The sequence below is a fragment of the Celeribacter sp. genome, from assembly GCF_048266405.1.
In the GTDB taxonomy this organism is placed as follows: Bacteria; Pseudomonadota; Alphaproteobacteria; order Rhodobacterales; family Rhodobacteraceae; genus Celeribacter.
Window position 1 is genome coordinate 411,095 of record NZ_JBLWZO010000001.1, and the last position, 23,184, is coordinate 434,278.

The 23,184-nt window shown below is 58.3% G+C and carries 22 protein-coding genes; 15 read left to right on the forward strand and 7 right to left on the reverse strand.

The window, feature by feature from the left end:
- Positions 1 to 161 precede the first annotated feature (161 nt).
- Positions 162 to 2,630 (forward strand): glycosyltransferase family 2 protein, encoded by a 2,469-nt coding sequence (locus ACN0TS_RS02115; protein ID WP_417257660.1) that lies wholly within the window; start codon positions 162 to 164, stop codon positions 2,628 to 2,630.
- 50 nt (positions 2,631 to 2,680) lie between these two features.
- Here the strand turns inward: ACN0TS_RS02115 and ACN0TS_RS02120 are convergent, their stop codons facing one another.
- The gene (locus tag ACN0TS_RS02120; protein ID WP_417257661.1) at positions 2,681 to 3,325 is read right to left on the reverse strand and encodes a GntR family transcriptional regulator; all 645 of its coding nucleotides are present in this window, start codon (positions 3,323 to 3,325) and stop codon (positions 2,681 to 2,683) included.
- Positions 3,326 to 3,464: 139 nt separating this feature from the next.
- On the opposite strand from ACN0TS_RS02120, the gene ACN0TS_RS02125 reads away from it, so the two are divergent.
- The 3 genes from ACN0TS_RS02125 (at position 3,465) to ACN0TS_RS02135 (ending at position 5,911) form a co-directional block, all read left to right on the forward strand.
- Positions 3,465 to 4,118, forward strand: a complete 654-nt coding sequence (locus ACN0TS_RS02125) for a pyrimidine 5'-nucleotidase (RefSeq protein ID WP_417257662.1) — start codon at positions 3,465 to 3,467, stop codon at positions 4,116 to 4,118.
- Positions 4,119 to 4,306: 188 nt separating this feature from the next.
- Positions 4,307 to 4,519: a hypothetical protein gene (locus ACN0TS_RS02130; RefSeq protein WP_417257663.1), complete on the forward strand. Its 213-nt coding sequence runs from the start codon at positions 4,307 to 4,309 to the stop codon at positions 4,517 to 4,519.
- 129 nt (positions 4,520 to 4,648) lie between these two features.
- Positions 4,649 to 5,911 carry an FAD-dependent monooxygenase gene (locus ACN0TS_RS02135; protein WP_417257664.1) on the forward strand — a complete coding sequence of 421 codons (1,263 nt, stop codon included), beginning with the start codon at positions 4,649 to 4,651 and terminating at the stop codon, positions 5,909 to 5,911.
- 70 nt (positions 5,912 to 5,981) lie between these two features.
- Here the strand turns inward: ACN0TS_RS02135 and ACN0TS_RS02140 are convergent, their stop codons facing one another.
- Complete coding sequence (locus ACN0TS_RS02140; protein WP_417257665.1) at positions 5,982 to 7,109, reverse strand: aminotransferase class V-fold PLP-dependent enzyme; 1,128 nt, start codon at positions 7,107 to 7,109, stop codon at positions 5,982 to 5,984.
- 97 nt (positions 7,110 to 7,206) lie between these two features.
- On the reverse strand, positions 7,207 to 7,929 hold the full coding sequence (locus tag ACN0TS_RS02145) for a transglycosylase SLT domain-containing protein (protein WP_417257666.1): 723 nt from the start codon (positions 7,927 to 7,929) through the stop codon (positions 7,207 to 7,209).
- Positions 7,930 to 8,066: 137 nt separating this feature from the next.
- Between ACN0TS_RS02145 and gatB the strand changes: the two genes are divergently transcribed.
- From gatB to ACN0TS_RS02160, 3 genes are all read left to right on the forward strand, one after another.
- Complete coding sequence (gatB, locus tag ACN0TS_RS02150; RefSeq protein WP_417257667.1) at positions 8,067 to 9,584, forward strand: Asp-tRNA(Asn)/Glu-tRNA(Gln) amidotransferase subunit GatB; 1,518 nt, start codon at positions 8,067 to 8,069, stop codon at positions 9,582 to 9,584.
- A 140-nt stretch (positions 9,585 to 9,724) separates the two neighbouring features.
- The gene (locus tag ACN0TS_RS02155) at positions 9,725 to 9,997 is read left to right on the forward strand and encodes a DUF4177 domain-containing protein (protein WP_417257668.1); all 273 of its coding nucleotides are present in this window, start codon (positions 9,725 to 9,727) and stop codon (positions 9,995 to 9,997) included.
- A 146-nt stretch (positions 9,998 to 10,143) separates the two neighbouring features.
- Entirely contained in the window at positions 10,144 to 10,554 is a 411-nt protein-coding gene (locus ACN0TS_RS02160; protein ID WP_417257669.1) for a DUF4177 domain-containing protein, read from the forward strand.
- Here ACN0TS_RS02160 and ACN0TS_RS02165 read toward each other — a convergent pair.
- Complete coding sequence (locus ACN0TS_RS02165; protein ID WP_417257670.1) at positions 10,551 to 10,808, reverse strand: BolA family protein; 258 nt, start codon at positions 10,806 to 10,808, stop codon at positions 10,551 to 10,553. The two genes, ACN0TS_RS02160 and ACN0TS_RS02165, sit on opposite strands and share 4 nt — an antisense overlap.
- A gap of 70 nt (positions 10,809 to 10,878) precedes the next feature.
- On the opposite strand from ACN0TS_RS02165, the gene ACN0TS_RS02170 reads away from it, so the two are divergent.
- From ACN0TS_RS02170 to ACN0TS_RS02180, 3 genes are all read left to right on the forward strand, one after another.
- Positions 10,879 to 11,514 carry a J domain-containing protein gene (locus ACN0TS_RS02170; RefSeq protein ID WP_417257671.1) on the forward strand — a complete coding sequence of 212 codons (636 nt, stop codon included), beginning with the start codon at positions 10,879 to 10,881 and terminating at the stop codon, positions 11,512 to 11,514.
- A gap of 100 nt (positions 11,515 to 11,614) precedes the next feature.
- Positions 11,615 to 12,121, forward strand: a complete 507-nt coding sequence (locus ACN0TS_RS02175) for a hypothetical protein (protein WP_417257672.1) — start codon at positions 11,615 to 11,617, stop codon at positions 12,119 to 12,121.
- On the forward strand, positions 12,118 to 12,663 hold the full coding sequence (locus ACN0TS_RS02180) for a hypothetical protein (protein ID WP_417257673.1): 546 nt from the start codon (positions 12,118 to 12,120) through the stop codon (positions 12,661 to 12,663). Before ACN0TS_RS02175 ends, ACN0TS_RS02180 begins: the two co-directional genes overlap by 4 nt.
- 40 nt (positions 12,664 to 12,703) lie before the next feature.
- On the opposite strand, the gene ACN0TS_RS02185 is transcribed toward ACN0TS_RS02180, so the two are convergent.
- The gene (locus ACN0TS_RS02185) at positions 12,704 to 13,684 is read right to left on the reverse strand and encodes a DUF808 domain-containing protein (RefSeq protein WP_417257674.1); all 981 of its coding nucleotides are present in this window, start codon (positions 13,682 to 13,684) and stop codon (positions 12,704 to 12,706) included.
- Between the two features lie 140 nt (positions 13,685 to 13,824).
- The gene (locus ACN0TS_RS02190; RefSeq protein ID WP_417257675.1) at positions 13,825 to 14,382 is read right to left on the reverse strand and encodes a fasciclin domain-containing protein; all 558 of its coding nucleotides are present in this window, start codon (positions 14,380 to 14,382) and stop codon (positions 13,825 to 13,827) included.
- Positions 14,383 to 14,634: 252 nt separating this feature from the next.
- Between ACN0TS_RS02190 and cobS the strand changes: the two genes are divergently transcribed.
- The 4 genes from cobS to ACN0TS_RS02210 all read left to right on the forward strand — a co-directional run bounded on the left by cobS (position 14,635) and on the right by ACN0TS_RS02210 (position 19,938).
- Positions 14,635 to 15,603, forward strand: a complete 969-nt coding sequence (cobS, locus tag ACN0TS_RS02195) for a cobaltochelatase subunit CobS (protein ID WP_417257676.1) — start codon at positions 14,635 to 14,637, stop codon at positions 15,601 to 15,603.
- A 206-nt stretch (positions 15,604 to 15,809) separates the two neighbouring features.
- A complete protein-coding gene (cobT, locus tag ACN0TS_RS02200; RefSeq protein ID WP_417257677.1) occupies positions 15,810 to 17,687 on the forward strand; it encodes a cobaltochelatase subunit CobT in 1,878 nt (625 codons plus the stop codon).
- Positions 17,688 to 17,743: 56 nt separating this feature from the next.
- Positions 17,744 to 19,534 carry an aminopeptidase P family protein gene (locus ACN0TS_RS02205; protein ID WP_417257678.1) on the forward strand — a complete coding sequence of 597 codons (1,791 nt, stop codon included), beginning with the start codon at positions 17,744 to 17,746 and terminating at the stop codon, positions 19,532 to 19,534.
- A gap of 62 nt (positions 19,535 to 19,596) precedes the next feature.
- The gene (locus ACN0TS_RS02210; protein WP_417257679.1) at positions 19,597 to 19,938 is read left to right on the forward strand and encodes a DUF427 domain-containing protein; all 342 of its coding nucleotides are present in this window, start codon (positions 19,597 to 19,599) and stop codon (positions 19,936 to 19,938) included.
- Between the two features lie 77 nt (positions 19,939 to 20,015).
- On the opposite strand, the gene ACN0TS_RS02215 is transcribed toward ACN0TS_RS02210, so the two are convergent.
- Positions 20,016 to 21,701, reverse strand: coding sequence for a chloride channel protein (locus tag ACN0TS_RS02215; protein ID WP_417257680.1), 1,686 nt, complete (start codon positions 21,699 to 21,701; stop codon positions 20,016 to 20,018).
- A gap of 104 nt (positions 21,702 to 21,805) precedes the next feature.
- On the opposite strand from ACN0TS_RS02215, the gene ACN0TS_RS02220 reads away from it, so the two are divergent.
- Entirely contained in the window at positions 21,806 to 23,173 is a 1,368-nt protein-coding gene (locus tag ACN0TS_RS02220) for an FAD-binding oxidoreductase (protein ID WP_417257681.1), read from the forward strand.
- Positions 23,174 to 23,184: the final 11 nt, after the last annotated feature.

Consider the following 23,184-nt stretch of genomic DNA (forward strand, 5'->3'; position numbering starts at 1 on the left):
GACATTCTCGCAACAGGTGTAAATCGAATAAGAGCAAAGGCAGCGTCTTTTGCTCTTATCCACAGCGTTATCCACAAAATTTAACGATCTGTTAACCACTCTACTCCACCTTTGACTGTGCCTGATGTGCGGGCACAACTGTAATTGTGGATAGAGTTCCAATGACATACGGGCGACACCGTATTCAAACCTCCCCTAACATGAAGGCTGTCGCAACGGCTCCCCTTGTGCTGGGCAATCCCCTACCTTCACAGACCCGCACCAACGCAGCCCAACCACCGCATCTCCACGCTGTTGCAACGCCACGCCCGCGCAAACCTATTGGGCAGATACTGGTGGAAATGGGCGCACTCACCCCCGCCGATGTCGAACGCGCCGCCGCCGTGCGCCAACGCGAAAACACGCGCATCGGCGACATTCTTTTGGCCCGCGGCATGGTGGATGAGGCCACGCTCTACAAGGCCATCGGAACGCAATACCAAGCCATCGTTGCCGATTTTCATGAGACCCCGCCCGATGTGAGATTGATCGACGAAATCGGGGCGGATGAATGCCTCAAATACGGCCTGCTACCGTGGCGCCGTGCGGGTGGCGCAACGATCATCGCCTCCTGCCGGCCGGAAGAGTTCAACGATCTTAGAGCGCGCCTGACGGAAATTTATGGCCCCGTCCGCCTCGCCATCTCCTCCGAGACCGCCCTCCACGAAGCTCTCTTGCGATCCCGTCAACGGGTATTGGCCGATGCCGCCGAGACCCGTGTTGCAGCCTCCGAGAGTTGTCGTGAAATCGACATCAAACGCCTCACCCGCACATTATCCTGTATGGCCGTTTTGGCCTTGGTGTTCATCGGGTTCTTTCCTCAAACAGCCTTCATCATGCTGACCCTGTGGGCGGTGCTCACCTTGGTCGTCAACTCGGTCTTGAAAGTCGCCGCCGCCTTTGTTCAGGCGCGAGACGCGGGACGGCCAAAGCCGATAATGGCGCTGCGGCGCAAGCCCGCGACCTTGCCGATTGTATCGGTCATGGTGCCACTGTTTCGCGAACGCGCGATCACCGCGCACCTCGTCAAACGCTTGTCGCGCCTTGATTATCCGCATGAACTGCTCGACATCTGTTTGGTGGTCGAGGAAGACGACCAAGTAACCCAAGCCGCTGTGGCCACCGCCGACCTGCCACGATGGATGCGCCAGATCATCGTGCCGCGCGGCCAAGTCAAAACCAAACCACGGGCTCTCAACTTCGCACTCGATTTCTGCCGTGGATCGATCATTGGCATTTGGGACGCCGAAGACGCCCCCGAACCCAGTCAGATTCATAAAGTTGTCAGCCACTTTGAAATGGCCGCACCAGACGTGGCCTGTGTGCAAGGGGTGCTTGATTTCTACAACGCCCGCACCAATTGGTTGTCGCGCTGTTTCACAGTTGAATATGCGTCGTGGTTTCGGATTGTTCTCCCCGGGTATGAGAAAATGGGATTGGTTGTGCCGCTTGGTGGAACAACCTTGTTTTTCCGCCGCGATGCAATTGAGGAATTGGGCGGATGGGATGCCCATAATGTCACGGAGGACGCCGATTTAGGGATTCGCCTTGCCCGTCATGGCTACCGCACAGAATTGATTTCAACCGTGACCGAGGAAGAGGCCAACTGTCGCGCGTGGCCGTGGATCAAACAACGCTCCCGTTGGCTCAAGGGCTATGCCATGACATGGGCGGTCCATATGCGCTCGCCCCGAAAACTGTTACGTGATCTCGGTCTGTGGCGTTTTTTCGGCGTTCAGGCCCTGTTCTTGGGCACCATCAGCCAGTTCATCCTCGCGCCGTTCTTGTGGTCTTTCTGGGCTGTCGCACTTGGACTGCCTCACCCTCTGCGTAACGTCCTTCCCCATGAAGCGTTCATCGCTCTAGGTGTCCTCTTTATCCTCTCAGAGGTCGCAACTGTGACGGTTGGGATGCTTGCCACAAGTACACCGAAGCACAAATGGCTCTGGCCTTGGGTGCCGACGCTCCATCTGTACTACCCGCTCGCCACGATCGCGACAGCTAAAGGGTTATGGGAGATCGTCACTCGCCCCTATTATTGGGATAAGACCGCACATGGGATGAGCAATGAGATCGCGCCATTTATCCCCTCTCCCAAGGCGAAGGCCACAGACAAGCTGCCCCCTTTGCCCACCCCCGCTCCGACAGGTCCAAAGACCGCAGAAAACGCTTCGGTCATTCGCCTGTGTGATCCCAAAATTCTGGAACCGAAGACCACAACACCCGCTGAAGTCGCAAACGAATGGTTACAACCTCCCACCGTCGCAGGGCTCAAGCCGTCTAACCTATCCACCGCTCCACATCCGAAGCCACAGATCAAGGTGGCCGATCTCGGGAAGAAAGCCGCATTGAAGCGTCGCAAAGGTCGTGTGGACAGCCCCACGCGGACACATCCCGCGAGCCGAGGGCCAAAGGTCGATGCCTTGGCCGACCCTCCTGCCCCCTTTGCGGTCGAGCCTGCCCGCGATGCCACATTTGTCCATCAGCCTAGAGACCCCGACAGTCTTTACCTGCCGTTCTTGCCGCACGGGCGGAACTCCAAGATCAGGAACAGAATGTCATTGGGATGGACGCGAGGGCGCAAACATTAGGTTTGCGGACCTCCGATCAGTCAACACACAACAGACAAAACCGTGTGCGGTTACACCTCTTTGTTCGCGTCGATTTTCAAACGGGTGACAAAGGCTTTCGAGATATGATCGGACAGTGCCTTATGCGCGGTTGCCCCGTCCCCTGCTTCAATGGCAGAGACAATGGCATCATGTTCGGCAATGGCTTCCGCACCACGTCCGTCCACGGCCAAGGATGTCGTCGCCAAAAGCGCCATAGAGCGATGCACGAGATCGAGCTGCTGCACGAGGTAGTGGTTGTGTGAAGCGAGGTGGATTTGCTTGTGAAACCGACGGTTGGCCCGCGCCAAGGCTTCTGGATTTCCGATCAGACCACGGTCCTCTTCGACCATATCACGTAGCACACGGACCTCTTCGGGCGTTGCGTGACGCGCAGCCAGACGCGCGGCCAAGCCCTCAAGCTCGGTACGCACCACATAGAGATCCGCCATCTGGTTGTGATCCAGTGACGCAACGATGAGCGAACGCCCGTCACGGGTCAGCATGGATTGGGTCTCAAGCCGTTGAAGTGCCTCACGAATAGGCGTGCGCGATACGCCGAACCGCTCGGCCAACTCACTTTCGACCAAACGGTCTCCGGGCCGGTAAGTCCCCGTATCAATCGCTTCCAAAATCATTTGGTAGGCGTCTTTTTGTCCCGTGCGCGGCTCTCTCATCAGGCTTCCTTGCTGACCTCGTGTTTGCGCGACCATAGACACCCCTGACATAGGCAATCAAGCGATAGATGGCCGCACTGCACCGATAGACCCTGAGGCACCCTTGTCTCATGCGCGGCCCTCACCTATCACTACACACATGGTTAGCGATCACTTTTCCCACGTCCGCGAATGGATTTTCGATCTCGACAACACGCTTTATCCTCCGTCCGCCTGCCTGTTCGAGCAAATCGAACCGCGCATGACCGACTGGGTGCAGCGTGAATTGAACGTGTCCGAAGCCGAAGCCAACCGCCTGCGCCATGCCTATTGGATGGACTATGGCACAACGCTCTCGGGCATGATGGAGCTGCATGGCACCGATCCGTTGCCCTACCTGACCTACGTGCATGACATTGATTTCTCGACCCTGTCGCGCGATATGGAACTGCGCGCGCATATCAATGCCCTGCCAGGACGTAAGATCGTCTTCACCAACGGGTCCGAGCCCTATGCCAAACGCGTGCTTGAGGCGCGTGGCCTTACAGGTATTTTTGATGCGATCTATGGCATTGAACACGCAGATTTTCACCCCAAACCCGCCGCACAAGCCTTTGACACCATTCTCAAGAAAGACGGGCTTGCCCCATATGAGGCCGCGATGTTCGAGGATGATCCCCGCAATCTCAAAGTGCCGCATGCGCTTGGCATGAAGACCGTGCATATAGCGCCCGCGCCCCTCGATCCGCCCGCGCCCCATGTGCAATTCCATGCCGCTGATCTCACCGGATTTCTGGCCACGCTTCTCACCTAAGCCGCGACAAAGCCGTTCAAACGCCGCAAGCCACAGGCGCATCCTGCGTAAAAATGTCACTGCGCGGTGCTGTCGCGCGGCAACCCGTCGCCGTGACGTGTAAGATGTGCAAAAATATAGAGGCGCGAAATCAAACACCCTGATCGCTCCGCCTCTGGACACGCACACGCCCCTTTTGGAGATACACCATGACTGTCGCCCCCACACAATCTGAAGACCACCACGAAGAAGATGCCATTTCTCCGAAAGGTGTCGCTTTAACCATATTGTTTATTGTCGTGGTCCTCGCTGCGGTGATTGCAGGTTCGTTTCTGATCGGCCCTTGGGTTCTTGGCCTGACGGCTCTGGCCTTTGTGCCTGTGATCTACATCGTGTTGTTCCTGCTCACGATTGGCGGTTAACGCCCCGTTCAACCGCACCCTGACGCGCAGCCTCGCCTTTGACAGGTGGGACAGGCTGACGCTTGGACAAACTGCTCCTTTGCGCCTATGTCTAGGCCATGCGCCACGCGCCGCGCAAAGGAGAGACCCATGCCCGAACAACCAGCCGCCCAAACCACCACGCTGACCGCTGCACCGAAAGCACAGCGCGAAACCGTTGACGTTCTTGTCAGTGGCGGTGGCATTGCGGGTATGATTGCGGCGGCAGCCTTTGGCGCGAGCGGGTTCAAGACCCTGATGGTTGATCCCACGCCCCCCGTCACGGTGGGCGATGATCACGCCTCCGATTTGCGCTCGACGGCCTTTTTGCGCCCCGCGCGTGATCTGTTTCAACGCATCGGCATCTGGTCCGCGCTTGAACCCTACGCCACCCCGCTCGACGCGCTGCGTATCGTGGACACCGTTGGCGCGGACGGCATCCCGTCCGAGATACGCACCGAACGTCAATTTGAAGGCACGGAAACAGGCGACGAGCCATTCGGGTGGAATTTCCTCAACTGGCAGATTCGCCGCGAATTGCTCGCCATTCTGCCCACCATCACCAACACTGAAATGCGCTATGGCACGGGGTTCAAATCCCTGCTGACCCGCACAGGTGAGGCGCTTGTCACGCTCACCGATGGCACACAGGTTTCAGCCAAATTGGTGATCGCCGCTGACGGACGTAACAGCCCCGTGCGCGAGGCCGCAGGGATTGGCGTCAAAACCACCCGCTACGGGCAAAAATCACTGGCCTTTACGGCGTTCCACACACTTCCGCACCACAATGTTTCGACAGAGATTTACCGCGAGGGCGGCCCGTTCACGATGGTGCCCTTGGCCGATATCGACGGGCGACATGCCTCGGCGATTGTGTGGATGAACCACGGACCACGGGCGGTGGAGTTGTTGAACATGGAGCCGGACGCCTTCAACGCAGCGATGACCGAACGCTCTGCGGGTCTGTTCGGCACGCTCGAACTGGCTTCCCATCGCGGTATTTTCCCGATTATCACGCAACTGGCCGACAGGCTCGCCGCCGAGCGGGTCGCGGTGATTGCCGAAGCCGCGCATGTGCTGCCTCCCATCGGGGCGCAAGGGTTGAATACCTCGCTCAACGATCTGGCGCAGCTTCTTGATCTGGCGTCGCAAAGCCCCGCCACCTTGGGCGATCAAAAGATGCTCGACACCTACGCCAAAACGCGCCACCGCGATATCGCCTCCCGCGCCTTTGTGGTGGATAAATTCAACCGCGTGGTGCGTGAAGAAGACGGGTTGCTCAATGCGATCCGCCTGATGGGCCTCAAGGCGGTGCATGACATCAAGCCCGTGCGCATGGGCGTGATGAAGGCAGGGCTTGGCCCCCTCGCCTAATCGCCCTCGAACAGCAAAACGGCGCACCCGATATAAGGACGCGCCGCTTTCAAGTCTCTCACGCGATGCCTTACAGCACCTTGTCGAGTGCGGCCTCAAGGCGCGCCACCGAGGCATCAACGTCATAGAGCTTGTCCAACCCGAACAGCCCCAAACGGAAGCTCGCATAGTCTGGCCCCTCGTCGCATTGCAACGGCACACCCGCCGCGATCTGCATCCCCAAGGCGGCAAAGGCACGGCCCGACTGCACCTCGGGGTCTGACGTGTAGGACACGACCACACCCGGAGCCTCGAAGCCTTCTGCGGCGACGGATTTGATCCCACGCGCTTTGAGCATGGCCCGCACACGGTTGCCCTGCTCCCATTGCGCATCACACAGTTTGTCGAACCCGTAGTCTTTGGTCTCCAACATCGTATCGCGGAAGGCACGCAGCGCGTCGGTGGGCATGGTCGCGTGATAGGCGTGAGCGCCGCCCGTGTAAGTTTCCATGATGGACAGCCATTTGCCCAAATCCACCGCGAAGGACGTCGATTGACGGGCTTTGACCACCGCAAGCGCGCGCTCGGACAGCATCACCAGACCCGCTGAAGGTTGCGCCGACCAGCCCTTTTGTGGGGCGGAGATCAACACGTCGACGCCTAAAGCCTCCATATCGACCCATGCACAGCCTGAGGCGATACAATCAAGCACCATCAGGCCACCCTCGGCATGGACGGCCTCCGCGAGTGCTTTGATATAGGCGTCAGGCAGGATCATACCCGACGAGGTTTCCACATGCGGAGCAAAAACCACCTTGGGTTTGATCTCTTTGATCTTGGCCACAGCCTCGTCAATCGGCGCGGGGGCAAAAGGCGCGTCTATGGCATTGCCTGTGCGCCGCGCCTTGAGAACAGTTTCAGAGGCAGGAATAGACCCTGCCTCAAAGATTTGCGTCCAACGGTAGGAAAACCAACCGTTGCGGATCACCATCACGTCCTCATCCGTCGCCAGTTGCCGCGCCACGGCCTCCATCGCGTAGGTGCCACCACCGGGGACGACGACAGCCGTTTGTGCGCAATAGACCTCGCAAAGCGTGTCATGGATGTCGCGCATAACCTGTTGAAAAGCTGCGGACATATGATTGAGGGAACGGTCAGTAAAGACCACGGAATATTCCAAAAGACCATCGGGATCGATATCGGGGCGCAAAGCGGGCATGGGCGGTACTCCTGTTGTTTGTCTCAGGGCTATCACGGGTAAGGGCAATGAGGGAAGTGGGGCGGTGACGCGCATGGGGATTGCGAATGTGCTGTCGCTATCGCGCTTGGGTCGCGGGCAGCAAGATCGCGTCAGGCACATGGTACACCGCACGGGCATCCAGACGGGCAGGACGCGGGAGCGGGATGGGCGAGCGCCGCATCACGACTTTGCAGAAGTCCTGACGCTTCAACCACCGCTTCATATCTTCGCGCTTGCTACTTGAATGAAACGGCCCCCAATCCGCCGCGACCCCTTTCATCCCTGCGCTGACCACCTGATCACGCGGCACGGTGATGTTCATAATACGCACGGCACACGACAGGTTGGCCACGCCGTTTTTCAACTCCTCCGCCGTGCGCGCACGGCATTTGCGCCACCGTGCGGTCGGCGGCGCGATCTGTGTCAAACCGAACCATTTGCCGCCACCACCCGCCGCCGCTTCGCGCCATGTGCTTTCGTGATAGGACAATGTCGACAGCAACCCCGCCCAAAAGGCCGCGCGGCCTCGGGTATCCTGATCGGGATAACCCGGACACCATTCGTTAATATCGCGAGGCACAGTTTTGGTCAGGCGCTGACCGTGGCTTGTGATGAAGCCCATGGTTGCCTTGGTCCATGTCTTGCCCTTGGGCGTATGATCCCACCGTAGGTCGGGAATGAATATCTCATAAGGGCGCGGCTGCGGCACGGGGCTACGCTCCAAAGCCTGCACAGCTCCCCCCGTCAGGACGGACAGAACGACAGCAACAATCACAGGTTTGAAACGGGTCAATCGCATGTGCGGCAGCACTCACTTTCTCGAAAACCGTTCTTACTGTGCTATAAATCTCTCCAAATGCAAAGCGCCTCCCCCTTGCTCCCCGCGCGGGGCTGTCTTAGACAGGCGATTAAACGCCAACTCGAGGGATTTCACCCATGCTCGACCATCTCGAATACACCACACCAAAAGTCAAAACCATCGCAGGGGCGAAGGAAGACTGGGAACTTGTGATCGGTATGGAAATCCACGCGCAGGTGGCCTCCAATGCCAAGCTGTTCTCTGGTGCATCGACACAGTTCGGCAATGAGCCAAACTCCAACGTGTCCTTCGTTGACGCCGCCATGCCCGGCATGTTGCCCGTGATCAACGAGTTTTGCGTCGAGCAAGCCGTGCGCACGGGTCTCGGCCTCAAAGCCGACATCAACCTGTTCTCCGCCTTTGACCGCAAGAACTACTACTATCCCGACCAGCCCGCAGGCTACCAAATCTCGCAGCTCTACCACCCTATCGTCGGCGAAGGCGAAGTGCTTGTGGATATGGAACCCGGTGTCGCGCGTCTGGTGCGCATCGAGCGCATCCACCTTGAGCAGGACGCGGGCAAGTCGATCCACGACATGGACCCCAACAGCTCCTTCGTGGACCTCAACCGTGCTGGTGTTGCCTTGATGGAAATCGTGTCGCGCCCCGACATCCGCAGCGCCGAGGAGGCCGCCGCCTATATGCTGAAGCTGCGCCAAATCCTGCGCTATCTCGGCACCTGTGACGGGGACATGCAAAACGGCAACCTGCGCGCCGATGTGAACGTGTCGGTCTGCCGTCCGGGCCAGTATGAGAAATACCAAGAGACGCAGGACTTCTCCCATCTCGGCACGCGCTGCGAGATCAAGAACATGAACTCGACCCGCTTCATTCAACAGGCTATCGAGGTCGAAGCACGTCGTCAGATTGCCATCCTTGAGGATGGTGGCGAAGTTGACCAAGAGACCCGTGGGTTTGATCCTGATCGCGGCGAGACCCGCACGCAGCGCTCCAAGGAAGAGGCCCACGACTATCGCTACTTCCCCGACCCCGACCTATTGCCGCTGGAGATCGAGCAAAGCTGGGTCGACGACATTGCCAAGACCCTGCCCGAACTGCCTGACGAGAAAAAGGCACGTTTCGTCAAAGGCTTCGGCCTGTCGGAATATGACGCAGGCGTGTTGACCGCTGATACGGTGAACGCCGATTACTTCGAAAAGGTGGTCGCCACAGGCAAGGACGGCAAGCTGTCGGCCAACTGGGTGATCAACGAATTGTTCGGTCGTCTGAAAAAAGACGACAAGGACATCGCGGACTGCCCTGTCTCCCCCGAACAGCTTGGCGGTATCGTCGCGCTGATCAAGGCGGGCGACATTTCAGGCAAGATTGCCAAAGACCTGTTCGAGATCGTCTACACCGAGGGCGGCGACCCCGCCAAAATCGTCGAAGAACGCGGCATGAAACAGGTCACGGATATGGGCGCGATTGAAGCCGCCGTGGACGAGGTCATCGCCGCCAACCCCGCGCAGGTTGAAAAGGCCAAGGCCAACCCGAAACTTGCAGGCTGGTTCGTCGGTCAGGTGATGAAAGCGTCGGGCGGCAAGGCCAACCCCGCCGCCGTGAATAAGCTGATCAGCGAGAAACTCGGCCTGTAGTCGGACACCATACGACACATACCAGCATGACGAAGGGCGCCCCAACGGGCGCCTTTCTTTTGGGCTGTCCTTTGTTGCGAAGCGTAAAGCGCCAGTTAACCCTCACGCTCTACCCTGACCTGAAACACAAGGAGAGCCGCATGTCCCATTATGAATACAAAGCCGTCCCTGCCCCAACATCAGGCGAAGCGACATCATCGGCACAAACCATCGCCGCCCGCATTTCAAATGCCGTCGAAACACGCCTCAATGCGATGGCCGCCGACGGGTGGTCCTATGTACGAGCGGATAATTTTACGACCGACGGCGAACAGGGCACCACCACTGTGCTAATTTTCCGCCGCGCCTGCGATTTTGGTATGTTTACCGAGGAGAAACCTGAGTTTGGCACCTTTGGGGATGCCGCCGAATAGCGCCTGCATCACCCAGAAGGTATGTATTGGCCAATAAACGATGCAGTTTTTCGACATCTTTTCGCGCAATAAGCCGCAGCGCCTTTCTGGTGCTTGACCCCTGCCCCCTGTCGGCTAAACCTCTGACAGCATCAGGAGAGACCCGTATGGCCAAATTCGAATATAAATCCGTTCCCGCCCCAAAAAAGGGCGAGAAAGCCAAAGGCGTTAAAGGCTCCGACGGACGTATGGCGCAGGCCATGACATCGCTGCTCAACGAGATGGGCGCTGACGGCTGGGAATACCTGCGCGCCGATACACTGCCGCTTGAAGAGCGCACAGGGCTGACGTCCAAGGCCGTGCATTATTATACCGTTCTGGTGTTCCGCCGCGAGGTCGCCTCTTCACAGGTTGAGACGCTCACAGAGACTGACAACGGCGTCGAGTGGAGTGAAAATACCGCACAGGACGACATCACCGAAACGCCCGCTGAGGCCCCTGAGAGCAATCAGAGCATATCCGATGAGGCGCCGCGCCCGACACTAACAGCCACACGCGCCCCCGAACCCCGCTCCTAAGCGTCGAGATCAAGCGCCAGCGCGTGAATGCGGTGCACCAGATCGCCCAAGGCGCTATGCACCGCGCGGTGTCGCGCCAAACGGCTCTTCCCCGCCAATCCTGCGGCCCGCATGACCACGCGGAAATGTGTCTGACCTTCACCACTCGGATTTCCGGCGTGCCCTGCATGACTGGCGCTTTCGTCGATGACCTCCAAGTAGCTTGGAGAAAACGCTTTTTCGAGTATTTCGTGCATTTCGTCTGCGATTTTCATAGCTCTTGCCCTTTTCCATTTCCCGTTCTTCATCTATGGTCCTGCGTCCGAGTCGAAAAGGTTGAGGCACATGGATAAGAACGATCCCTTTGGTTTTAATATGTCCGCAGCGAAGGACAAAAAGAAACGCCGTGGCGGTCGCAGAGGCATGTCCGGTGCGTTTGAGACGTCAAAACGCGAGTGCGAGCATGACGGATGCGAGGAGCAAGGCCAATACCGTGCGCCACGTTCGCCCGATCATCTCGACGAATACAAGTGGTTCTGCAAGGAGCACGTGCGCGAGTACAATTTGAAGTGGAATTTCTTCAACAACGCCACCCCTGAGGAGATGGAAGAGCACATCAAATCCTCAAAGGTCGGTGATCGCCCCACCAAGCCGTTCGGGAAAAAGTCGGTGGAGCAACAGGCGTGGGAACGTCTTGGGGTGGATGACCCCCATCAGGTGTTGGGAGAAAACGCGACGCAAAACCCCGGGCGCTCCGACCCTGCGGCCTCGACGCGTAAACTCCCCCCCACCGAACGCAAGGCCATCACCATTCTTGAGGCCAAGGATCATTGGACCAAGGCAGAGATCAAGAAGCAGTATAAATCCTTGATCAAAGTCCTGCACCCCGATGTGAACGGCGGCGACCGTAGCCAAGAAGAACAGCTTCAGGAAGTTGTTTGGGCATGGGACCAACTCAAAGAAAGCCGTTGGTTCAAATAAGACGAAGCGCCGCGCCAGCGGCGGCTTCAACGCTTTGGTAAGAGTTTCTTGTTAGTCTCACCCGAACGGATTTCGCGCGGATCCAATCAGGGTGAGACCAATGCAAGTGAAACAACCGAAATGGCAGATGCGGCTCGCCATCGCGATATGGGCGGCCACGTCGATCTATTTCTCCGTTTTCAATGCGGTTCTGGCCGAACTTGGCCCGTGGGCAGGTCTCGGCATGTTGATCGCGGCCGTGTTTTTTGCCGCGCTCGTCGGTCCTGCGTTTGAGCCTTTGTATGCGCAGGGACCGCTCAAACAGATCCTCGCCTCCTTAACCATTATGATGGTCTCTGCGGGCACAACGATCGCCCTGTCATTGCTGCCTGCAATCCTCATCGGGGACGAACCGCTCGCTTCGATTGTGACCCTACCGGTGTTATTTACGTCAGGCGCCTTATTGGCACCGTACTCCGTCATAACCCATCCGATCAGTATAATGGTTTGGGTCGCAGGCACGCTTGCCATCGGACGGATCGCAAAATGGCGGGCCACGCAGCACACCACACCATCCATCCACGAACCACGGGATGAACCTCTTGATTATGTGAGTGATTACGGATGACGGTTTTGACATCCACAAAATGGCATTGGGCCATGCGGGCGGCCCTCTTTTTGGGCACGGCAAATGCCACACGCCTCGCCGTTTATGACAACTTCACCTTCGTTCTCGGATTGCCAATGACCCTGACAATCATCGTGATGATGAGCCTTCTGGCCGCCTATATCGGACCGCTGTTTCGCATTTCCTGGCCTGCCTCAACGCTCAACATGTATTGGGCCTCGACACTGACGGGGGTGATCTCAGCCACGATTTGTCTGGCGGTGTTGGCCCCGTTTCATCTGGAAGGTGCTGTCAAGTTTATCGATATCGTTCTGTCTGTGATTAGCGGCGCCATGTCGGGTGCAATCATTCTGGTCATCGCCCTGATGACAAAGCCACTCGCCATGTTGTCATGGGCCATTGGCACATTGCTCATCGGCTATTGTGCCCGCCGCCATGTCTATTGGTTGGAGGAAGAAAACGGCGACATTCACGGGAGATCAAACACCCGCGAACATTTCAGCTATTCCATCCTGCCCTTTCGGTGGTGGTATCGAAACTGACCACGGGCTTTCACGAACACGCCGGCAAGATAGGCGAGCGTTAATGCGCGTCAGTGCTGCCGGATGTCCCCTTCACCGCCGCAATCGCGGGGTTGATCACTTTGGTCACTATCGGGATCAAAATCAAACCGTAGATCAAGCCGAACACGCCATCAAAGAACGCCGTGACGCTCCATTTCACAAAACCCTCATAGCTCGGAACGGCATGGGCAGCGGCATAGGCAATGTCATGGATGCCGTCATAAGGCTGATCAAGGCCGAAGGCGTGCAACCCGTGGATCACAATAGAGCCCCCGACCCAGATCATCGCGGCGGTCCCGACCACCATAAGAACGGTCATAAGATAGGGCATGACCTTGACGATCCCGCGCCCGAAAGCCCGCGTCATACGAAAACGCCCGACCCGTGCCATCCACAGGCCTACGTCATCGGCCTTTACGATCAACGCCACCGCGCCATAGACCACAACAGTGATCAAAATCCCCGCAAGAGCCAAAGCCCCCGCAGTCATCCAGATTGACGAGGCAGGATCAAGCGCGGCAAGAATAATCGTCATAATCTCGGCAGACAGGATGAAATCGGTTTTCACCGCACCCGCAACCTTTTGCGCCTCCAAGTGACTGGGATCATCCTCTACGCCTGCGTGCCCATCGGCGTAATGCGCGTGAGGGCGAAACAGGTGATAGATCTTTTCAGCTCCCTCGAAACACAAGTAGGAGCCGCCAAGCATCAGCAAGGGCGTGATCAGCCACGGCGCGAAAGCCGACAAAAGCAGCGCGAGAGGCAGCAAGATCAGCAATTTGTTGCGGATAGAGCCAAGCGCAATCTTGCCAACGATGGGCAATTCGCGGGCAGGTTTGAACCCATGCACATATTTGGGCGTCACGGCGGCATCATCAATCACCGCCCCTGCGGCCTTGGTCGAGGCTTTGATCGCTTGACCCGCCACATCATCCACCGAAGCCGCCGCGATTTTCGCGATGCCCGCAACGTCATCCAACAATGCCAAAAGACCGCTCATGCCCAAATCCTCATATAAAACCTTCCAAAGGTGTACGGGCTGCGCCTCGGCAATTCAAACCCCAAACGTGAAAAAGGGAGAGCAAATGCTCTCCTTTTCCTCCGACCAAAACAAACGCGGTCGGATCATCGTAAATCAAATTACATCGCAGGGAGAAGAACCTTGTCGATCACATGGATCACACCATTGGACTGATCCACATCGGCGATTGTGACCGTGGCCATGCCACCTGTTTCGTCCTCGATCATCACCATGCCGTCTTTGATGGATCCTTTGAGCGTACAGCCGCCGACCGTCGGGATGTCATGCACGCCGCCATCAGCTTCGATCATGCCGACGAGCGCGTCGGACATCACATCAGCCGCAACGACGTGGCAGGTGAGGATTTTCACAAGCTGATCTTTGTTCTCTGGCTTGAGAAGTGTTTCGACTGTGCCCTCTGGAAGGGCTGCGAAAGCGTCATTCACAGGCGCGAACACGGTGAAGGGACCTTCACCCGACAATGTCTCGACAAGACCTGCGGCGGTAACAGCAGCCACGAGCGTGGTGTGATCCGCGGAGTTTACGGCGTTCTCGACGATGTTTTTGTCAGCGAACATTTTAGCCCCACCCACCATCGGGTTCTCACCGTGGTGATCTGCGAAAGCGGCGGTGGCGAGAACGGAGATAGCGGCGGCGGTTGAAAGAATGCGTTTCATTGAGGTGTCTCCCTGAGAGTGGTGTAACGCCTCGGCCTCATGCCGAAGTTACAAGGGATACGCAGGCACTTTGCATTCTGGATCATAGAAATCTCAAATTAAATGTTCACAAGATAGCGATCACCCGTGATGGAACCTTTTGCGGTTTTGCAAAACGGGATGTGGTGATATGGCGCTCCCTCGCCCCTTGCACCCTTCGCGCAGATGTTGCACGAAGGGACAACAAATTCCCGAAGAGACGAGCATTAAATTATGGACGCCAACGCAAAACCTACCGAAGTGATTTCAGTCCGCGATGTTTTCGGCATCGACACCGATATGACGGTGAAAGGATTTGCCGAGGCCATCGACCGTGTGCCTGACGTCGACCCGACCTACAAATTCGACCCCGACACTACGCTCGCCATTCTCGCAGGGTTCTCACACAACCGCCGCGTGATGATTCAGGGCTACCACGGCACGGGCAAATCAACCCACATCGAACAGGTCGCCGCCCGCCTCAACTGGCCCTCCGTGCGCGTCAACCTCGACAGCCACATCAGCCGCATCGACCTGATCGGGAAAGACGCAATCAAGCTGCGTGACGGGATGCAGGTCACTGAATTCCAAGAGGGCATTTTGCCTTGGGCGCTGCGCAACCCCTGCGCCATCGTGTTTGATGAATACGATGCAGGCCGCGCTGACGTGATGTTTGTGATCCAGCGCGTATTGGAAGCCGACGGCAAACTGACGCTTATGGATCAGAACGAAGTCATCACCCCGCACCCCTCCTTCCGCCTGTTCGCCACCGCCAACACCGTTGGCTTGGGCGACACCACGGGGCTGTACCACGGCACGCAACAGATCAACCAAGCCCAGATGGACCGTTGGTCCCTCGTCGCGACGTTGAACTATCTCAGCCATGACGCCGAGTCGAATATCGTCTTGGCCAAATGCCCGCATTACAACACCGAAAAGGGCCGCAAGGACATCAGCCAGATGGTGACGGTCGCCGACTTGACCCGCACCGCCTTTATGAATGGCGAGCTGTCCACAGTGATGAGCCCGCGCACGGTGATCACTTGGGCGCAGAACGCAGAGATTTTCCGCAACATCGGCTATGCGTTCCGCCTGACCTTCCTCAACAAATGTGATGAGTTGGAGCGTCAAACCGTGGCCGAGTTCTACCAGCGTTGCTTTGACGAGGAACTACCCGAGAGCGCCGTTTCCGTCGCAAGCTGACCTGATCAGGCCGCTTCGCGTCCAAGATCGGACCAGTTGTGAACGCCGCGCGCCCCGCAAGGATCGCGCGGCGTTTTCATCCATAAGGTCGATTTCACGCCCCATATTTGACCGACACAATCAACAAGGACATTTCCGCCCCCTGTGCGTCCATGCGTCCCCTGCTTTCGCTTGCCGCGCCGCCTGAGCGGTGATTTAAAAGACCCATGAAAAAGCCAAGTGACAACCCCGCAGATCCGTTCAAAAAGGCCCTCGCCGAAGCCACCCGCGTGATGGCCGACGATGCCGAATTGACTGTGACCTTTTCGATGGACCCCGCAGGGTTGACCAACGACACCGTGCGCCTGCCGCAGGTGTCTCGCCGCATGACCAAAGAGGAGGTGCTGATCGCGCGAGGCACCGCCGATGCGCTGGCCTTGCGTCACAAATATCACGACGGCAAAACCTTTAACCGCTATGCTCCGCAGGGCCAGATGGCCTTTGACATCTACGATGCGCTTGAGACCGCGCGATGTGAGGCCGTTGGAGCCCGTTATATGCCCGGCACGGCGAGCAACATCGACGCCAAGATCGGCAATGATGCGATGCGCCGTGGCTATGAGGGCATCACCAAGACCGAGGACGCGCCCTTGGCTCAGGCCATGGGATACTACCTGCGCCACATGGCGACGGGCCGTCCTTTGCCCGGTGGCGCGGGCAACGTCATGGAGCTGTGGCGCGACTTTATCGAACAGCAAACACAGGGCGATTTCGACGACCTCGACAGCTTCCTTGAGGATCAAAAGACCTTCGCCAAACTGGCGCGGCGCGTGATCGAGGATCTGGGCTATGGCGACCAGTTGGGCGACGACCCCGATGAGGCCGACCCCGAGGACGACCAGAACGCAGAGACCGACGATCAAGACGACACAGACGACAGCGAGAGCGATCAGGAGCAAGAGCAGGAGGACGAAAACGACGCCTCTGCCGAGAGCACCCAAGACGAACAACAAGACATGCAGGAGGCGTCTGTCTCCCAAGACGACGCGGCCACCGACGAGTTCAACGAAGAGGTGGAAATGCCCGACGATGAGGCCGAAATTGATCCGCCTCAGCCCGCGCCCATCTCCGATGCCGACCCCAATTACGTTGTCTATTCGACCGCCAACGACGAAGAAATCCGCGCCGAAGATTTGGCCGAACCTGCCGAATTGGAACGGCTTCGCGCCTATCTCGACCAACAGTTGGAACCGCTCAAAGGGGCCGTGTCGCGACTGGCCAACAAGCTGCAACGCCGCCTTCAGGCGCAACAAAACCGCTCGTGGGAGTTCGATCTCGAAGAGGGTATTCTCGACGCGGGCCGCCTTGCCCGTGTGGTCGCCAACCCCACCACACCGCTGTCGTTCAAGATCGAAAAAGACACCGAGTTCCGCGACACCGTTGTGACGCTCCTGCTCGACAACTCAGGCTCGATGCGCGGCCGTCCGATCTCTATCGCGGCGATCTGTGCTGATGTGCTTGCCCGCACGCTTGAGCGCTGCAACGTCAAGGTCGAGATTCTCGGCTTTACCACACGTGCATGGAAGGGCGGCACCGCCCGCGAGGCATGGCTCAACGCCGGACGCCCCGCACAACCGGGCCGCCTCAACGACCTGCGCCATATCATCTACAAGGGCGCAGACGTGCCCATGCGCCGCACCAAACAGAACCTCGGCCTGATGATGAAAGAGGGACTGCTCAAGGAAAACATCGACGGGGAAGCCCTTGAGTGGGCACACCGCCGCATGACGGCCCGTCCCGAAGTGCGCAAAATCCTCATGGTGATCTCCGACGGTGCGCCTGTGGACGACAGTACCTTGAGCGTCAACCCCGCCAACTATCTCGAAAAGCACCTGCGTGATGTAATCGCGATGGTTGAAAAGCGCCGTCAGGTCGAACTACTGGCCATCGGTATTGGCCATGACGTGACACGATACTATGACCGCGCTGTGACCATCACCGATGTGGAGCAACTTGCAGGGGCGATGACCGAACAACTGGCCGCGCTGTTTGACAGTGATCCACGGGCCCGCGCCCGTGTCATGGGGATACGCCGCGCCTCCTAATTCTTGCGCTCCCACGCGCACCTCTATCGCATGAACCTAACAAAGAAGGGCACAGGATGTTTCAGACTTTCAACGTGACCTCGACCCCTGAACAAGCCGCTCCACGCGTCACGAGCTTGCGCACTGTGATGACCGATGCTGGGCTCGACGGATTTCTTGTGCCCCGCGCCGATGCCCATCAGGGCGAATATGTTGCCCCCTGCGACGAGCGCCTCGCATGGCTCACGGGCTTTACAGGATCGGCAGGATCTGCCGCCATTCTGGCCGACCGCGCCGCGATCTTCACCGACGGGCGCTACACCGTTCAGGTCCGTGCGCAATGCGACACCGATCTTTTTGAATGTATCGACTGGCCCGCCACAAGCGTGGCCAAATGGCTTGGCCGTACGACAGCCCAAAAGATCGGGTTCGACCCGTGGCTGCATACGGTGGCGGAGGTGCGGACCATGCGCGAAAGCCTCGCTATTCAGGGCAAGGATTTGGTCACGACAGCCAACCTCGTTGACAAAATATGGTCCGACCGCCCTGAACGCCCCGCCTCCCCCGCTGTGGCGCAACCCTATGATCTCACGGGAAAAACCTCTGAAGAAAAGTTTGCCGAGATCGGCGCGGCCATCGCCAAAAGCGGCGCACAGGCTGTGGTCCTCACCCTGCCCGACAGCATTTCGTGGCTGCTCAACATCCGTGGCTCCGACATAGCACACAACCCCGTGGTCCAAGCCTTTGCCGTTTTGACGACCAACGGAAAACTCGCGCTCTTTGCCGAGCCGAGCAAGTTCACCGACCTCGGCCCTGACAGCCGCATCACCATTTCCGAGCGCAGCGCCTTTGGCCCCTATTTGCGCGATATGGAAGGGCCGGTTCTGATCGACCCGAATACGGCGCCCCATGCGGTCATGACCATGCTGCGCGATGGTGGCGATGTGCAGATCATCGAAGGAGACGATCCCTGTATCCTGCCCAAAGCGATCAAGAGCGAGGCCGAAATCGCAGGCACGCGCGAAGCCCATTTGCGCGATGGTGCCGCGATGGTCGAGTTTCTGGCGTGGCTTGATGCGCAAGAGATTGAGACCCTCACCGAGATTGACGTGGTCACGGCGCTCGAAGGGTTCCGCTCTGCGACCAATCAACTCAAAGACATCTCGTTTGACACCATTTGCGGCTCAGGTCCGAACGGCGCCATTGTCCATTACCGCGTCACCGAGGACACCAATCGGCCACTGGCACAGGGCGAATTGCTGCTGATTGACAGTGGTGGCCAATACGTTGACGGTACCACCGACATCACCCGCACCGTGGCGCTTGGCGATGTCGCCGGAGACGCCCGCGCGGCCTTTACCGCCGTGTTGCAGGGGATGATTGCGATTTCCACCGCCCGTTTCCCTCGTGGCGTATCTGGCGGGCATCTGGATGCGCTTGCCCGTGCGCCGCTCTGGCGGATGGGGCGCGACTATGACCACGGCACGGGTCACGGGGTGGGCGCTTATCTCTCCGTCCACGAAGGCCCGCAGCGTATATCGCGCACCTCCACGCTCCCTTTGGCCGAGGGCATGATCCTATCCAATGAACCGGGCTATTACCGCGAAGGGGCCTTTGGCATCCGCACCGAAAACCTTATCGTCGTGCGCCCTGCCCAAATGCCCGCGGGCGCCGATCCCCGCGACATGCTCGACTTTGAAACGCTGACCTTTGTGCCGATTGATCGCACGCTCATTCTGGCCGATGAACTGGCCCCTTGGGAGCGCGACTGGCTCGACGATTATCACCAAGAGGTCTGGGACAAAATTTCCCCACGCGTGAGTGACGTCGCGAAAGACTGGCTGCGACAGGCGGTTGCCCCCCTCTAACATGGCGTATTCTGGCAAACGCTGCTATAGAGCCCACACGTGACGAAAAATTGGAGAGACACATGGGTGACCACATCAAAATCCGCAAGGCCACTGGCACTTGGGTTGTGCGCGCAGGTGGGGCCGTTTTGGGGGAAACCACAAACGCGCTTGAACTGAGCGAAGGCGATATGCCTGCCGTGATTTACTTTCCACGCGCCGATCTGGGCATGGCCTTTCTGGAAGCCTCGGAGACACGGTCGTCCTGCCCGTTCAAGGGTGAGGCGACATACTATTCAATCCACACGAAATCCGTTGTGATCAAAGATGCAGGTTGGTCTTATGAAGACCCCAAAGAGCTTGTATCCGAGATCAAGGATTACATTGCATTTTATCCGCAAAAGGCCGCTGTAGAGCAGCTTTAAGCCACACACATTTAAAACAGTTTCAAGCGCGATCTCCCATTGGGAGGTCGCGTTTTTTTATGCGTTTAGCGATTTGATCAGGAATGCTCTTCGGCGGCTGTCGCAGCGAGTGCCGCGTTGAACACGCGCAGCGCGTCCACTTGGAATAAGGCCCCGTGCAGCTCCGGTCCAAGCTCCTCACGCAGTGTCACAACAGGAATAAACACCAGATTATGCTGATCATAGAGCGGCATCACCTTTTCCAATGTGGCATTGGGAGAGACGTAGATCCCTTGGTTGATCAACTCCCGACAGTCCTCCTCGGAGGCCGCGCGGGGCGCGTCGGGTTTGCGGTAGCACTGATGCACACGCACGGTTGCCAACAGATAGGCTTGCGGCCCCGCAGCGAGGTGAATGCCACGCTTCTCCAACTGCGTGAGAAAGAACGAGCGATCCACAAGGCGCGAGGCCAGTGCGGTCGAGAGCGACACGGCAACCATCACAGCCAATCCCGTCTGCCAGTCCCCCGTCAGCTCAAACACGATCAAAGTGGTGGAAATCGGCGCTCCCAAAACAGCGGCAGCCACAGCCCCCATGCCGGCAAGCGCATAGAGCGTCGCTGAGCCCGACATGTCGGGAAACACAGCGGTGGCAATGAGGCCGAATGACAGCCCCGTAAGCGCACCGACCATGAGCGAAGGCGAAAACACGCCGCCGCCCATACGCCCCGCCATCGTGATCGCCACGGCGGCAACTTTAAGCACGGTGAAGACAATAGCCTGCCACAGCAACAAATGCCCCGTCAGCGCCAGCGAGGTCGTCTCGTACCCGACCCCGATGATGTGAGGAAACGCAATGGCCATAAGCCCGAGCAACACACCCGCAATGGCAGGCCGAAACAGCGGTGGAACACCCAATTTGCCCTGCGCCCATGTGCCAAACTCATCCGCCGCAAAAATGGCCCGCATCATCATCGCGGCCACCAGACCACAGATGAGACCGAGCAACAAAAAGGCAGGAAACTCGACGTAGAATGCCTGCGCCCCTTCGGCCACGAGGGTGAACTCGGTCACATCGCCAAATTCAAGACGATTGATAACGGTGCCCGCCACCGCAGCGATGGCAATCGGTGCAAAGGCATGAACCGCAAAATGGCGCAAAACGACTTCAAGCGCGAACAACATCCCCGCAATGGGTGCGTTAAACGAGGCCGACACTGCCGACGCCACCGCACAGCCCATCAAATCACGTCCCGTCACGCCGTTGACATGCAAACGGTTGGACACCCAAGTCGAAATCAAAGCCGCCAAGTGAACCACTGGCCCTTCACGCCCCGTCGATCCCCCCGTGGACAGGGTAATGAAAGAGGCCGCAGCCGAGGCCCAACCCGCGCGACGCTCCACCCGCCCCTCATTCAAAGCGGCCCCTTCGATCACATCGGAGACGGTGCGCACCCGCCCGTCAGGCGTGTACCAGTTGAGAATGGCCCCAACGACAAGCCCCCCTAAAACGGGAATGATCAGCAGCCAATACCACGGCATACTACTGGCAAAACTGTGTAGATGCGCAGGATCGTCGGTGCCATACATGGTGCCCTGCAACCAATTGATACCTTTTCGAAATAACAGCGCAGCAAATCCTGATGCGATCCCGACCAACAGGGCAACAAACCAGAACTGGATTTGACTAAGCCCCTTGGTGCGCACAACGGCCAAAATCTGCGCCAGACCGTCCCGCATCTCACGAAGCGCCTTTTTTAGGGGGGAGATATTGCCTTCGTGCATCCGTGTTTACGGCTCTCTTATGCTTTCGTGCCACAACGGCTTTAACCACCGTGGCGCTTCAACTATGGTCACGCAGCCAGCTTCCCGTGTTCTCAGAGATAAACATGATCCCAGACACCGCATTCGCCGCACTTTCATCCGTTCTAGAAGGTCGCGTAACCCGTTCCAAGTCCGATCTTGAGGTTCATGGTCGTTCAGAAACGTGGTTTGCCCCCACGCCACCCGACGCCGTAGCATATCCCGAAACGACCGAGGAAGTCTCGGCGATGATGAAAATCTGCCACAAGCATGACATTCCCGTCACAGCATGGGGTGCGGGCACGTCTCTTGAAGGGCAAACTCTGGCCATTCACGGGGGGCTTGTGGTGGATTTTTCCCGCATGAACCGCGTGCTCCGGATCAATGACGCCGATATGGACTGCCGCGTGCAACCCGGTGTGACGCGCGAACAGCTCAACACCGAGTTGCGCACCACGGGATTGATGTTCCCCGTCGACCCCGGTGCAAACGCAAGCATCGGCGGCATGACCATGACGCGGGCTTCGGGGACGACTGCCGTCCGCTACGGCACGATGCGCGATAACGTGATCGGGCTCACGGTGGTTATGGCTGACGGCACGATCATCGAGACAGGATCACGGGCGCGCAAATCCTCCGCGGGCTACGACCTGACAGGACTGTTCGTCGGCTCCGAGGGCACGCTTGGCCTGATCACCGAGGTCTCCCTGCGCCTGCACGGACAACCCGAAGCCATTTCCGCCGCTGTCTGCGCCTTTGACGATATGGACGCCGCCGTGAATGCCGTGATCGCCACCATCCAATACGGTTTGCCCATGGCGCGGATCGAATTTCTCGACACCGCCAGCGTTCAGGCCGTCAATGCTTACTCAGGCGTCAATTTTCCCCTGCGCCCGCATTTGTTTGTGGAATTCCACGGCTCGGATGTCGGCGTTGCCGATCAGGTCGAAACCTTTGGCGAGATTGTGCGCGACTTTGGCGGGTCGGATTTTGATTGGGCGAGCAAAGCCGAGGATCGCAATGCCCTTTGGACCATGCGCCACAACGCCTATTACGCCTGCCTCGCACTTAAACCGGGATGCAAGGCGGTTGTGACGGACATCTGTGTCCCGATCTCGAAACTGGCGCAAGCAGTCGAGCAAACCGCCGCCGACATCGCCGCCTCTCCGCTTGACGGGCCGATCCTTGGCCACGTGGGGGACGGTAATTTTCATGCTATTTTGCTGATCGAAGATGGCAATGAGGCCGAACTGGCCGAGGCCAAACGACTCGCGGGCCGAATGGCCGACCGCGCTTTGGCCTTGGGCGGGACCATCACGGGCGAGCATGGGATCGGCATGGGCAAAAAGGGATTGATGAGGGCCGAACACGGCGCGGCTTGGACGGTCATGGGCGCGATCAAAGCCGCGATGGACCCGCACAACCTCATGAACCCCGGAAAACTTGTTCCGTAATCGTATCAAAG

What these genes read in the sequence shown, in the direction of transcription:
- ACN0TS_RS02115 (WP_417257660.1), top strand. Translation starts at nt 162, where the DNA reads ATGACATACGGGCGACACCGTATTCAAACCTCCCCTAACATGAAGGCT.
- ACN0TS_RS02120 (WP_417257661.1), bottom strand. Translation starts at nt 3,325, where the DNA reads ATGAGAGAGCCGCGCACGGGACAAAAAGACGCCTACCAAATGATTTTG.
- ACN0TS_RS02125 (WP_417257662.1), top strand. Translation starts at nt 3,465, where the DNA reads ATGGTTAGCGATCACTTTTCCCACGTCCGCGAATGGATTTTCGATCTC.
- ACN0TS_RS02130 (WP_417257663.1), top strand. Translation starts at nt 4,307, where the DNA reads ATGACTGTCGCCCCCACACAATCTGAAGACCACCACGAAGAAGATGCC.
- ACN0TS_RS02135 (WP_417257664.1), top strand. Translation starts at nt 4,649, where the DNA reads ATGCCCGAACAACCAGCCGCCCAAACCACCACGCTGACCGCTGCACCG.
- ACN0TS_RS02140 (WP_417257665.1), bottom strand. Translation starts at nt 7,109, where the DNA reads ATGCCCGCTTTGCGCCCCGATATCGATCCCGATGGTCTTTTGGAATAT.
- ACN0TS_RS02145 (WP_417257666.1), bottom strand. Translation starts at nt 7,929, where the DNA reads ATGCGATTGACCCGTTTCAAACCTGTGATTGTTGCTGTCGTTCTGTCC.
- gatB (WP_417257667.1), top strand. Translation starts at nt 8,067, where the DNA reads ATGCTCGACCATCTCGAATACACCACACCAAAAGTCAAAACCATCGCA.
- ACN0TS_RS02155 (WP_417257668.1), top strand. Translation starts at nt 9,725, where the DNA reads ATGTCCCATTATGAATACAAAGCCGTCCCTGCCCCAACATCAGGCGAA.
- ACN0TS_RS02160 (WP_417257669.1), top strand. Translation starts at nt 10,144, where the DNA reads ATGGCCAAATTCGAATATAAATCCGTTCCCGCCCCAAAAAAGGGCGAG.
- ACN0TS_RS02165 (WP_417257670.1), bottom strand. Translation starts at nt 10,808, where the DNA reads ATGAAAATCGCAGACGAAATGCACGAAATACTCGAAAAAGCGTTTTCT.
- ACN0TS_RS02170 (WP_417257671.1), top strand. Translation starts at nt 10,879, where the DNA reads ATGGATAAGAACGATCCCTTTGGTTTTAATATGTCCGCAGCGAAGGAC.
- ACN0TS_RS02175 (WP_417257672.1), top strand. Translation starts at nt 11,615, where the DNA reads ATGCAAGTGAAACAACCGAAATGGCAGATGCGGCTCGCCATCGCGATA.
- ACN0TS_RS02180 (WP_417257673.1), top strand. Translation starts at nt 12,118, where the DNA reads ATGACGGTTTTGACATCCACAAAATGGCATTGGGCCATGCGGGCGGCC.
- ACN0TS_RS02185 (WP_417257674.1), bottom strand. Translation starts at nt 13,684, where the DNA reads ATGAGCGGTCTTTTGGCATTGTTGGATGACGTTGCGGGCATCGCGAAA.
- ACN0TS_RS02190 (WP_417257675.1), bottom strand. Translation starts at nt 14,382, where the DNA reads ATGAAACGCATTCTTTCAACCGCCGCCGCTATCTCCGTTCTCGCCACC.
- cobS (WP_417257676.1), top strand. Translation starts at nt 14,635, where the DNA reads ATGGACGCCAACGCAAAACCTACCGAAGTGATTTCAGTCCGCGATGTT.
- cobT (WP_417257677.1), top strand. Translation starts at nt 15,810, where the DNA reads ATGAAAAAGCCAAGTGACAACCCCGCAGATCCGTTCAAAAAGGCCCTC.
- ACN0TS_RS02205 (WP_417257678.1), top strand. Translation starts at nt 17,744, where the DNA reads ATGTTTCAGACTTTCAACGTGACCTCGACCCCTGAACAAGCCGCTCCA.
- ACN0TS_RS02210 (WP_417257679.1), top strand. Translation starts at nt 19,597, where the DNA reads ATGGGTGACCACATCAAAATCCGCAAGGCCACTGGCACTTGGGTTGTG.
- ACN0TS_RS02215 (WP_417257680.1), bottom strand. Translation starts at nt 21,701, where the DNA reads ATGCACGAAGGCAATATCTCCCCCCTAAAAAAGGCGCTTCGTGAGATG.
- ACN0TS_RS02220 (WP_417257681.1), top strand. Translation starts at nt 21,806, where the DNA reads ATGATCCCAGACACCGCATTCGCCGCACTTTCATCCGTTCTAGAAGGT.